At 37.1% G+C, this 12,841-nt stretch carries 6 protein-coding genes; 2 read left to right on the forward strand and 4 right to left on the reverse strand.

The window, feature by feature from the left end:
* Positions 1–258: 258 nt before the first annotated feature.
* The 4 genes from EG348_RS00420 to EG348_RS00435 form a co-directional block, all read right to left on the reverse strand.
* Positions 259–1,959 (reverse strand): hypothetical protein, encoded by a 1,701-nt coding sequence (locus EG348_RS00420; RefSeq protein ID WP_123979642.1) that lies wholly within the window; start codon positions 1,957–1,959, stop codon positions 259–261.
* Between the two features lie 402 nt (positions 1,960–2,361).
* On the reverse strand, positions 2,362–5,019 hold the full coding sequence (locus EG348_RS00425; protein ID WP_123979644.1) for a beta strand repeat-containing protein: 2,658 nt from the start codon (positions 5,017–5,019) through the stop codon (positions 2,362–2,364).
* 1,026 nt (positions 5,020–6,045) lie between these two features.
* On the reverse strand, positions 6,046–8,511 hold the full coding sequence (locus tag EG348_RS00430; RefSeq protein WP_123979646.1) for a tail fiber domain-containing protein: 2,466 nt from the start codon (positions 8,509–8,511) through the stop codon (positions 6,046–6,048).
* A 391-nt stretch (positions 8,512–8,902) separates the two neighbouring features.
* Positions 8,903–9,925, reverse strand: a complete 1,023-nt coding sequence (locus EG348_RS00435; RefSeq protein WP_123979648.1) for a 3-oxoacyl-ACP synthase III family protein — start codon at positions 9,923–9,925, stop codon at positions 8,903–8,905.
* Positions 9,926–9,999: 74 nt separating this feature from the next.
* On the opposite strand from EG348_RS00435, the gene EG348_RS00440 reads away from it, so the two are divergent.
* Together EG348_RS00440 and EG348_RS00445 are read left to right on the forward strand one after the other, a co-directional pair.
* Complete coding sequence (locus EG348_RS00440; RefSeq protein ID WP_123979650.1) at positions 10,000–10,899, forward strand: CorA family divalent cation transporter; 900 nt, start codon at positions 10,000–10,002, stop codon at positions 10,897–10,899.
* Positions 10,900–11,214: 315 nt separating this feature from the next.
* Positions 11,215–12,801 carry a patatin-like phospholipase family protein gene (locus EG348_RS00445; protein WP_123979652.1) on the forward strand — a complete coding sequence of 529 codons (1,587 nt, stop codon included), beginning with the start codon at positions 11,215–11,217 and terminating at the stop codon, positions 12,799–12,801.
* The last annotated feature ends 40 nt before the right edge of the window (positions 12,802–12,841 follow it).

The following is a 12,841-nucleotide window of genomic DNA, read 5'->3' on the forward strand; positions in this document are numbered from 1 at the left end:
CTATATCTAATTTTTAAAAAAAATATAAAATCAAAGTAAAAAATTTTTCACTATACAGTGTTATTTCTTATGTAAGAATAAAAATTAATCACTTATTGAAGAAAAATATACACTCTGATATCACCTAAAATTACCTCATCTTCTTAAAGTTTAATTTTTATGATTGCTTTTAAAATTAAAAACAAAAAAAATCCGCCTTTCGACGGATTTTGCTAAGAGGAATTTCATTAAATATTTTTAGCTTAATAATTAATCCTATTAGTTATTTCCTATTTTATAAATTAATACCTGAGTTGATAATTTCACCAGTGTCATTCCCGGACCTGAACAATTTCCGGATTGTCCCCTTCCCAAACGTATCTGCCAAGTTTGTCCTGCAGGAACTGTCGTTGTATAATTAACAGTTCCCCCATGATTGGAAACTACTCCTTCAGAATGTACAGCGGTACTGTGTACTCTTTGTTCTACATTATTGAGTGGAAAATTTACAAAATATGAGCTAATTGTACATCCCGGACTATTGTGCACTCCTTCATACACAAAGGAGATCTGATATATTCCCTGTGGCAGAGTAACTGTGCTTGTTGCCGCATTATAGGTAAGACCACTTATCCCATTGGTTATCATTGACATTGGCACCACTTGAGATCCACCAATTCCTATTCCATTTAAAAAATCATTTTGGTCAGTATCTAATCTGAAAACAGCAGGTCTCGGTATACCCAAATCCTCTACTGTACCCAGTTTTTTAACAACGCCAGAAGGGTTTATTGCCATCAATTGATCCGTTCCTGAATTCCCGGCTACGACTCCATCCAAACGTAAAGGATCTGATCCCGCAGTAACGTGGAGCTTATTGGCAGGAGCTGCATTACCAATACCTATCCTGTCATTGGCTGCATCTACCGACAACGTTGTTCCGTCTACAGAAAAAGCATTCGTTGCTGTTCCGTTAAAGGTTAGCCTGTTCGCCCCTTGTGTTACTGTTCTGTTTCCTGTAAGTGTTCCGTCCGAATTATAAATATTTACACTTGCAGGCAATGCCTGCCAAGTTGGTGCAGTTCCGGCTCCTGCTGAAGTAAGAATCTGACCTGCTGTACCAGCGCTTCCTGCAGTAGTACCATTTCCTCCTACGTTTAATTCATTGGTAACCTGCAAAGATCCATTTACATGGAGTGTTCTTTGTGGTGTAGCAGTCAATATCCCTGTAAACCCTGTGTTTGGTCTTATGGTAAAAAATTTATTATAGTTACCTCCGCTACTAAACATAATGTGAAAGTTATTATCTGTTGCACTGGCACTGTTTTGTATAGTACCCATGCCCCAGGTAGCACCTCCACCATTATAAGAATTAAAGCCCATAAGAGCAGTGTTATTAGCTGCTACCGGTGAGGTATTTATAATACGAAACTGGGTTGCTTCAGAAGTTCCTATTGCCTGTGCTACATCTAACTTTACACTCGGCGTAGTAGTTCCTATTCCCACTCTATCATTTGCGGCATCTACTGATAATGTTGTTCCGTCTACAGAGAAGGCATTGGTTGCCGTTCCGTTAAATGCTAATGTTTTATCAGCCTGCGTTACAACTCTGTTTCCGGTAAGCGTACCGTCGGAATTATAAATATTTACACCGGATGATGATGATAATTTCGCCCAAACTGTTCCGTTGTAATAATAGTATCCTACTGCATCTATATTTACGGCTGTTCCGGTTTGTGTCCCACTACCGGCATTATTAACATAAATTATCGTTGAGGTCTGAACCCCTGCCATACTTTGAGCTCTTTGTCTGTCAACTCTTGGGATCAACAATCCATCTACATTGGTAGTAGTGCCTGTAGCATTTTTTGCAACAATATCCAAAGTGGAACCGGGAGATGATGTATTTATACCAACTTGGGCTATTACTAAAGAAGAAGCTCCTACAAGGGCAACTAAGGTTAAAAAATTTTTTTTCATTAGTGTTATGATTTTAATTTGTGTATTTTTTTCACAGTGCGAAGTGAAGAAAAATTAAGGAAATTGCAAAAAAAACGGTATACCATTTATATACTATTTTAGTTTAACAATATGAAAACCAAAGTTATAAAATTCTTCCACTATAACATATCTGATTAAAAAAAACAAAAAATCAAATCAAAAAAATTTTTCACTACATAGTGTTATTTCTTATATGAGAATAAAAATTAATCACATATCAAAGAAAAATATACATTATGAACTTATTTAAAATCACCTCATCTACTTAAAATTTATTTTTATAATTGTTTTTAATTTTAAAAAAAAAAAAACCGCCTTTCGACGGATTTTTTAAGATGAATTTCATCAAAAATTTCATCTGTTTTTTAATAATTAATCCTATTAGTTATTTCCTATTTTATAAATCAATACCTGAGTTGATAATCCAGCAAGTAACATTCCAGCACCTAAGCAATTTCCGGATTGCCCTCTTCCTAAACTTATCTGCCAGGTTTTTCCTGCAGGTACTGTTGTTGTATAATTAACAGTTCCCCCATGATTAGAATTTGCTCCTTGAACATGCGAAGCTGTGTTATGTACCCTTTGAATTCCAGCATTCAGCGGAAAATCAACAAAGTATGAGCTTATCGTACATCCCGTAGCATTATGAGCTGCTTCATATACAAATGCAATCTGATATAATCCCTGTGGCAGAGTAACTGTACTTGTTGCCGCATTATAGGTAAGTCCGTTTATACCATTGGCAATCATTGTCATCGGTACTACTTGAGAAGTACCAATTCCTTGTGCAGATAAAAAATCATTTTGTTGAGTATCTAATCTGAAAACGGCAGGTCTCGGTATACCCAAATCCTCTACCGTACCTATTTTTTTAACAACGCCCGAAGGATTTATCGCCATCAATTGGTCCGTTCCCGCATTTCCGGTTGCCACCCCATCCAGACGTAGGGGATCTGTCGTTGCTACTACATGAAGATTATTAGCAGGCGCTATTGTACCGATACCGACCCTATTATTGGCTCCATCTACAGACAATGTAGTCCCGTCTACAGAAAAGGAATTCGTTGCGGTTCCATTAAAAGCCAATGTTCTTGCTCCCTGTGTTACCACTCTGTTTCCGGTAAGCGTTCCGTCTGAATTGTATATATTCAGATTAGCAGGAATATTTAAATTCTGCCATGTTGGTGCAGTTCCAGCTCCGGACGACACAAGATATTGTCCGGCTGTTCCGGCGCTTCCGGCTGTGGCTCCGTCTCCTCCTACATTTAACTCATTGGTAATCTGTAAATCGCCATTTACATGCAATTTTCTTTGAGGGGTCGCTGTTCCGATACCTGTATTTCCTGAAGGTATAATATTAAAGAATTTCTGGAAATTACCTCCATTACTATATACAATCTGAAAGTTATTATCTATAGCTGTTGCACTGTTCTGCTTAGATCCTATTGCCCACGTTGCACCGCCTCCGTTGTAAGAGTTGAAACCGATGTAGGCCGTATTGTCGGTAGCAACCGGCGAGGTATTCAAAATACGCAGATGTGTGCTTTCTGCAGTACCTATAGCCTGAGCAACGTCTAGTTTCACGGCCGGTGCTGCAGTTCCTATACCCACATTTCCTCCAGCCGCAACTCTCATTTTTTCAGTATTATTTGTTCTTACAACCATATCCTGATTGTCTATTGTACCCAAAAAGTTGGTGGCAGGCGTAGTTCCTGTATTACCTGTTAGACTCCAGTCATTATTAGGGGCTAGGTTTTGCCAAGTTGGTGCCGCTCCGGCTCCGGCCGATGTAAGAATCTGTCCCGCTGTTCCGGCGCTTCCCGCCGTTGTTGCATTACCGCCAACGTTTAATTCATTCGTTACCTGCAATCCGCCAGTTACATGAAGTTTTCTTTGTGGAGTTGCTGTTCCCACACCCATCCTGTCATTAGCAGCATCTACAGAAAGTGTAGATCCATCAACAGAAAATGCATTGGTTGCTGTTCCGTTGAAAGCTAATGTGTTTGCTCCCTGTGTTACGACTCTGTTTCCGGTAAGCGTTCCGTCTGAGTTGTAGATATTCACACTCGCAGGAGCTGCAGGTAATGCCTGCCATGTTGGCGCTGCTCCGGCTCCCGCAGAAGTCAGAACCTGACCTGTTGTTCCTGCGCTTCCGGCTGTGGCTCCGTCTCCTCCTACATTCAATTCATTGGTAATCTGCAAGCCTCCATTCACATGTAATCTTTTCTGAGGTGTAGAAGTTCCAATACCCGTATTTCCTGAAGGTACGATATTGAAGAATTTCTGAAAGCTACCTCCATTGCTATATACAATTTGAAAATTATTATCATTCGGAGCAGTACTATTTTGAAGCGCTCCGATTCCCCAAGTTACTCCGCCACTTGCATTATTTGAACTAAATCCAAGATATGAGGTATTATTAGCAGCCACGGGCGAGGTATTTCTCAAGGCAAGTATGGGAATTTCTGCTGTACTGGCAGCAGCATCTATTAAACTGTATCTGCCTGTTCCTGTAGGATTTGCAACCACATGAAATCTATTTTCCGGGGTTGTGGTTCCTATACCCACCCTATCATTGGCCGCATCTACAGACAAGGTAGTTCCATCCACTGAAAAAGCATTAGCAGCACTTCCGTTAAAGGCTAGCGTATTTGCACCTTGCGTTACGATTCTGTTTCCGGTAAGAGTTCCATCCGAATTGTAAATATTGACCGGGCTATTGGCTCCTAATTTCGTCCAGACCGTCCCGTTGAAGAAATAATATCCGACAGCATCAATCAATGCTGCAGTTCCGCTTGTTGATCCGTTGGCGATACTGTTTACGTAGATTAAAGTAGAAGTAGGTACTGCTGTCATACTTTGAGCTCTCAGCCTGTCTACCCTAGGAATAAGCAGCCCATCTACTGTACTTCCTGTGGTATTTTTGGCTGTCACATCCAATGTAGCAGCAGGAGATGTTGTATTTATTCCTACCTGACCATATATAACCGAAGAACAACCCAATAGAGCAATCAAAAGTGGTAATGTTTGTTTTTTCATCACATTTATTTTTAATAATTATAGTTACAAAACACTAATCTAAATTTTTTATTAAAATAGTAAAATATGAAACATGAATAATTATTTTTTATTAATAATTAAATTATGTTATAAAATAAATAATTTAAATTCGATTTAATAAATTAATTAGCAATAAGAAAATATTTTACATTTAGAAATAAACTATGAAATTATTTCAAATCTAAGAGCAGATAACACTTAAAAAAACAAAACAATTAATCAAAAAAAAACGAATTATGTTAACAACATTTATTAAAAATAAATGAACTAAAATTGTTAATAAAAAGTTAAATTACGATAATCTTTGCAAATAAATATTTTGTAAATGTTTATAAAATAAGAAGGTTAAACATTTAAACATAAAGTTACTTTTGACTAAAATCATTACATAAAAATAAAAAATCATCATTTTGTATAAATTTATCGATAAAGATGCAGCAAAAATCACTTCCACATTTGAACATTTTGAATGAAAAGCAAATGAATGTAAGTCAAACCTATTGTCGTTTTATATTTTAATCCCATTCCAACTCTACCATTAAGTGTATTAACAAAAAAGTTTACTTAAGTCTACTGAGAATCCTTTGAATAAACTCTTTGTAAATATAATAGGAAAAGTTAACCTCATAACTATTTAACCTTTAACAATATTTTTTTACAACAGGTAATATTGTAATATCTGTACAATGATCAATTATTTAACAGATGATTTAATATTGATTACCATAAAATTAGGAAATAGAAATTTTCATTTTTATTAAAAACCAACACAAACTTAATAGATACTTACAAGTTATATACTAAAAAAAGCCGCCTCAAATGATTTGAGACAGCTTTTATAGTACAGTAACCGATTCAGTTAAAAAATACTAATTCGTTATATACTATTTTTGGTGAACTTTTCACTGATGATGATCAAATGAGAAATTAATTTGGGAACATTTCGCATATTTTTTCGCCACCAGTGAGATCTGTTCACGCGGGGAAAAAAAATCTTTTCAAAGATTATTTTTCAACTTGGGTGGCAGCACTTTCATTACTTGCCACTATAGTGTTTTGTGTTTTCTTTACCCCTAGCACAACCTGCATTTCTTTTACCTGCTGCAAAAGTTGCGCATATTTATTTTCCATGTCTGTTGCATTATCCACAGCTGCTGTAAGTTTTGCATTCTGCGCTTTAAGCTCATCAATCTGTTTTTGCTGATCCTGAATAGCTTTCACCAACAACGGCGTTACTTTACCGTAATCTACTGCCCAAGGATTTTTTCCGGCGTCTTCACCACCTTTTGTAACCGCTACCGGGAAAACCGTATGAAGCTGCTGAGCAATAAAACCTGTTTGCGGAGTTTTTCCTGAATCCGCTTTATAATTATAGTCACTTACCTGAATATTCATAACATCTTTAATTCCAAAATGAGTAGGTTTGATATTTTCTTTCAGACGTACATCTGAAGTTGTATTATACGCGATTGAGGTTGCAGTATTACTGGTAATTGTACCTACCGTTGATCCATTGGCAATAAAATTCATCCATACATCACCCGAAACAGCCGCAGCCGCTTTTCTCAACTGTATTACCCCTCCTGCAAGCGTAGCCGCAGATGAAGTCATACTCTGCACAACAGCAGCAGTACTATTGGCTGTTAACAAACCGTTCAACTGAATATTGCCATTATGTGTAGCTAAACCACCAGCAGTATACCCGTTAGACATCGTAGTAGTTCCTGATACTTTCGCATTACCGATAACATCAAGTGCCGAAGTAGGATTAGGATTATTGATACCAAAAAATGCTGAGGCTCCGGTAGACGGCGCACTTGGTTTTATCGTTACCAATTTAATATAAGAACTTCCTCCACTATACAAGAAATTAAAACTGCTATCAAAAGGACTTGTACTCTGTTGCTCGGAACCTATCCCCCATGTAGAACCACCGCCATTGTAAGCATTAAAACCAATAATAGCTTTGTTACCAGTTGCAACCGGGGATATATTACTTACACGGGCAATAGGATTTTCTGTAGTTCCTGCTGGATCCGCCATATTAATCCTAATTGTCGGGCTTGGATCTGTCCCTAATCCAATATGTCCGGATGTAAGATCCATCAAAAAGTCGGAAGCATTATCTCTTGCAAGAATGAACAACCCGTTTCCAGAAGTCCCGATCGGGTTGATCCCCATAATAGCATCACGGGAAGCTCCACTTGCATTTTTAGCTGTAAAATGCTGAATGACAGCATTACCGTTCACATTATTTTCAACTCTTAGTCCAATATTATTTTCATGCCCAACAAGCCCCACAAAGGCTCCTTGAGTCCCGGAGTTTACCACATGAGTCGTTGCTAAAGGATTCGCAGTGCCAATACCTACATTTCCACCTGCTGCAACTCGCATTTTCTCAGTATTTCCAGTTCTGAAAACCAAAGGTTGAGCATCAGTCGTTCCTAAAAAGTTAGTCGCCGGATTTGTACCTGTATTTCCCAAAATATTCCAAGATACATTACCCACCGCCGCTGAAACATTTTGCCATGTAGGAGCTGCTCCCGGTCCTGCTGAAGCAAGGATTTGCCCTACCGTTCCTGCGCTTCCGGCTGTTGCTGCATCACCTCCGACATTCAGTTCATTCGTTAACTGCATACCTCCATTTACATGAAGCCTTCTCTGCGGTGTAGGTGTGCTTATTCCGACATTTCCTCCATACGTAACTCTAAAACGATCAATATATGAACTTCCTGTAGAATTTGCCATAAAAAAATCTTCCTGATTAGCAGTTGCCGTAACTACCGTTCCTATCCCCCAATTAGCACCTCCGGAAGTCGCACCGCTATTAGTAAAACCTAAAAGCGAATAATTTCCGGCAGCAGAGGGAGACGTATTTCTTAACGAAAGAATAGGAGCCTCAACCGTACCAACAGGCGCATCAATTAAACTATATCTACCTAAAACCGGCGCTGTAGTTACAACATGAAATTTATTCTGTGGCGCTGTAGTCCCAATTCCTACACGATCATTAGCCGCATCTACAGAAAAAGTATTTGCATCTACAGAGAAAGCATTTGCTGCTGTTCCCGTGAATGCCAATGTGCTTGCGTTCTGTGTTACAATTCTGTTTCCTGTAAGAGTTCCGTCGGAATTATAAATATTAACTCCAGTACTATTACCAGCACCTAGTTTTGTCCAGACCGTTCCGTCAAAGAAATAATATCCAACGGCATCTATAAGTGCTGCCGTACCGGATTGTGATCCACTGACAGCATTATTTACATATATTAAGGTTGAAGTAGGAACACCAGTCATAGTTTGAGCCTTTAGCCTATCGACTCTCGGTATCAGTAAACCTTCGACAGAAGCCCCGGTAGCATTTCTCGCAGTCACGTCCAAGGTTGCCGCAGGCGTTGTGGTGTTTACCCCTACCTGAGCAAATGCTAATAAGGGAAGCAGAAAAGTTGCAAGTAATAAATTCTTTTTCATTTCTTTAAGTTTTAAAGTTTAACAGTATAATATTTTGAAGAACCAATAATAATTATATTGATGTAAATTTAGTAAAATAATAATTTAATTTCGACATATTTCTCAAAAAAAAATAACATAATCAATTAAATAAACAAAAATTAACACAAAATAGTAAACAATCAATATTTATTTAATTTACAAAAAGATAGAAAAAATAGAAAAATATTAATTAAAATTTGAAAATGCACTGAATGTTAAACTATAAAATATATGATTCCGATCTAATTAAACGTTTAAATTAATTTTAACTATTTTTGGCTATTTATTTTTAAAAAAATATCATTTATGCCATTAAAAAAACCGCTTTAAACAATAAAACGGCTTTTTCTCAGAAATTGTTAACAGAATATTAATACTCAAATAAAATACTTCCCCAAGTGAATCCACTTCCGAAAGCTGATAAAAGAACTAAATCTCCTCTTTTTATTTTACCGAGCTCAATTGCTTCATTTAAAGCAATCGGAATAGATGCTGCAGTTGTATTTCCGTATTTCTGGATGTTATTATGGATTTTTTCATCCGGCAACCCAAATTTTTGCTGTACAAACTGAGCAATTCTTAAATTCGCCTGATGTGGAATAAACATATCAAGATCCTCAATCTTCTTTCCTGCTTTATCTAAAGCTTCCTGCATTGTTTCAGGAAATCTTGTTACCGCATGTTTGAAAACGAAATTTCCGTTCATGATAGGATATACTTCTTTATCAGTCACGTTTTCAGGTTCTTTTCTCATTCTGTCGCTCCACCCGTATTTAGATCCGGGGAACTGAGTACACAATTCATCCGCGTATTTCCCTTCAGAATGCATATTCATTGCTAAAATATCACCTGCATTGGCATCTTCACTTGCAGAAAGGACAACCGCCCCTGCTCCATCTCCGAAAATTACGGAAACTCCCCTTCCTTCATCAGAAAAATCTAATCCGAAGGAATGAACTTCAGCGCCAACCACCAAAATATTTTTATATGTTCCGGATTTTATGAAAGCATTGGCAACACTCATTGCATACACAAACCCTGAACACTGATTTCTCACATCCAAAGCTCCAATCGTATCACAACCTAACATATCCTGAAGCAAAACACCACAACCAGGAAAGTAATAATCTGGAGAAAGCGTTGCGAAAACAATATAGTCTATATCTTTAGCCGTTAAACCCGCTTTTTCCAGTGCTTTTTCAGAGGCTTTAAAACCTAAATAAGCAGTGGTTTCCTGAGAATCATTTCTGTTTTTACGGTGTCTTCTTTCTTTGATACCGGTTCTTTCTGTGATCCATTCATCATTTGTGGTCATTAATTTAGCTAGATCATCATTTGTTACAACATTATCCGGCACATAAAATCCGATTCCTTTTATTGTACTTTTAATCATATAGTTTTTTTAATTTTGCCAAAGATAAAACTTATTTAACACATAGTTTTTCAAAATATTAGTATTTTTACTTTATGCCAATTGATACGATATACAGAGACTCCCAGTGCGAATGGGTAGATGTAGAAGCTCCCACAGCAGAAGATATGAAATTTCTTCATGAAAGATACGAGATCAACAATCTTCTTCTGGAAGATACTTTAGACCCTAATCACTTACCAAAATATGAAGAGGATGGAAACGTAAAATTTTTCCTTTTCCGTGAAAGCACCGAGCTGGAAAGAAAAAACCTCAACACCATCAGTGATATCAGCACCAAGATCGGGATCTTTATTGTGGATAAAACCATCATTACCATCCACAGGATGAAGACCAAAAGCATTAATGAAACGAAAAAACAGCTTTCCGCTTCACAGACAGAAACAACGCCGCAGAATGTTGCTTTAATGATCGCTTTATTGTTGATGAAAAGTTTCGATGATGAGTCTGTAAGCTTAATGGAAACAATGGATAATATTGAAAATGAGATTTTTCTTAAAAATACAAATCATACCAATCAGATTCGAAGATTATACAAACTGAAAAGAAAATCAGGATTAAATTCAAGAGTATTGACGATTTCCACAGATGCAATTGATAAATTTAAACTTTTGGGATTACAGGATTCTGAAGTCGTCGATTTAAAGGATAAACACAAAGACGTTGTGGCCGATTTTGATCATCTCAATATACAGATCACCAACTTAATCGGGATGTTTTTAGCACTTTCGGATCAAAAAGCGAATCAGGTGATGAAAGTTTTAGCCATTTATTCCGTTTATTTTTTACCCATCACTTTTATTGCAGGTGTTTATGGGATGAACTTCGATAACATGCCTGAACTGCATACAAAACACGGATATTTTTATACTTTAGGCCTAATGGCTTTAATTGTAATCTCTACCTTTATATATGCAAGAAGAAAACAATGGTAAAATCACTTAATAATTAGCGTGAAAACACGTATGTTTTTAAGATTGATTTTAATTAATTTTACTGTAAGAATATCATTGCGAGGAGCGAAGCAAGCCTGTGCTGAGCCTGTCGAAGTAAAGCAATCTCTTTATAACCTTGATCTTTTAATGAACCTTGATGTGTTAAAATTTAAACCATTAAGATTTTAAGAATATTAAGCTTAGTAATACTTTTAAGAGATTGCTTCGTCGCTTCGCTCCTCGCAATGACACTAAGCTTAGCGTTTACCAATATCAAACAAAAAATTAAGCAAAAAACTAAAACACCAAACCACCATGAAAACCGAAATTCTTAACAAAATTCTTGAGGAAAATGTACTTTCCCGAGAAGCTAAAGACAAGCTTACAGCTTTGCATGAAAATATTTCGTCCAAAGAATTTTCTGATCTTCTGGATGCTCACGGAAATCAATATGTAGAATTTGTACAGGAAGGCGGCGGTGTTTGGGGAAGTGCATTGGTTGGTTATCTGTATGGTTTAGAAATCTTTGGGGTTCGCTTTCTGAAGATTGCAGGAACCAGCGCCGGAGCAATAAATACCATGTTGATTGCAGCGTGTAAAACTAAAGAAGAAGCTAAAAGTGAGGTCATCAAAGAAATACTTTTCAATTGGGATTTTTCAGATTTTATGGATGGGAAAACATATGTGAAAACTACCATTCATGCAATGCTGAACAACAAGAATTTCCTGAAAATAAATGCTATCATCGCAGCTGTAATCATGATTATTCTTATTACTATTCCGTTTGCGCTTTCTTCGGAAACTACGTTGAATGCAAAACTTCTTTTCCTTGTTCCGCTCATTCCGATTATCATTGCGTTTTTTTGTGTTAAAAAGTTTTATAATGATTTCAGAAAACAAAACAGCGGACTCAATCCCGGAAAAGCTTTTTTAGATCAAATGACCGATGTGATGAACGGATTCGGGATAAAAACCGTTGCCGAACTTAATGAAAAATTCATCCAAAAGGAACTTGAGCTTAACCTCAACTACCGTTACGGAAATGAACAGGAATATTATGCCATCGCATTAAACAGTATTGAAGAAATTAAGGTTAATAATTTAGAGCATATCGACAAGACACGCTACAAAATATTCTATGAAAGTGCTGTTAACAATGATTATTATAAAAACAATCCTTTCTATTTATTGAAATCAGAATACATTGTTATCACCACCGATATTAATGCTAAAATCAAGGTTGAACTTCCCACGATGGCCAATTTATACTGGTCTGAGGAGGAAATGAAACGTATCAGTCCGGCTGAGTTTGTACGTGCTTCGATGTCGGTTCCTTTCTTTTTTCAGCCTTTTCAAAAGATGATCGATAAGAGTGATGATTCTGTGAAATATGCGTGGAAATTCTGGATGAACACCAAGCCGGAAGACATCTACCCTTCCGGGGTTTTTATTGATGGCGGAAGTATTTCTAATTTCCCGATCGATCTTTTTCATTCGAGTGATGTCTTTTATCCGAGGATGCCTTTGTTTGGGGTACAGCTCACCAGCGACTCCGATATTCTGTCCGAAAAGGGAAAAACCAGCGAACAGATCCTGAAAACGCCTTTCTCATTTGCCGGAAATATCCTCAGCACTTTAAAAGGTTTCAATGATAAATCTTTCCTTACGAAACATACTTTCTACCATTCTTTCAGCATTCAAACCGTCAATTGCGGTGAAAGCAGCTGGCTGAATTTCTTTATGAAGAGAGAAGAAAAAGAAGACCTTTTCAACAGAGGTTTTGTGGCTGCTCTGGATTTCCTCAATCAATTCGACTGGGAAAAATACAAATGCGAAAGAATGATGCTTGCCATGAAGGAGAAAAAGATTTTGAAGCAGGAGGATACGAAAACGGTGGGGTAAGGAAATTTGAGTATTTTAGCTCCTAATTATTTCGTAAAAT

Origin of the sequence: Chryseobacterium sp. G0201 (assembly GCF_003815655.1) — a bacterium.
Taxonomy (GTDB): Bacteria; Bacteroidota; Bacteroidia; order Flavobacteriales; family Weeksellaceae; genus Chryseobacterium.

Coding starts and splice junctions, on each gene's coding strand:
- EG348_RS00430 (WP_123979646.1), bottom strand. CDS start 8,511: ATGAAAAAGAATTTATTACTTGCAACTTTTCTGCTTCCCTTATTAGCA.
- EG348_RS00435 (WP_123979648.1), bottom strand. CDS start 9,925: ATGATTAAAAGTACAATAAAAGGAATCGGATTTTATGTGCCGGATAAT.
- EG348_RS00445 (WP_123979652.1), top strand. CDS start 11,215: ATGAAAACCGAAATTCTTAACAAAATTCTTGAGGAAAATGTACTTTCC.
- EG348_RS00440 (WP_123979650.1), top strand. CDS start 10,000: ATGCCAATTGATACGATATACAGAGACTCCCAGTGCGAATGGGTAGAT.
- EG348_RS00420 (WP_123979642.1), bottom strand. CDS start 1,959: ATGAAAAAAAATTTTTTAACCTTAGTTGCCCTTGTAGGAGCTTCTTCT.
- EG348_RS00425 (WP_123979644.1), bottom strand. CDS start 5,019: ATGAAAAAACAAACATTACCACTTTTGATTGCTCTATTGGGTTGTTCT.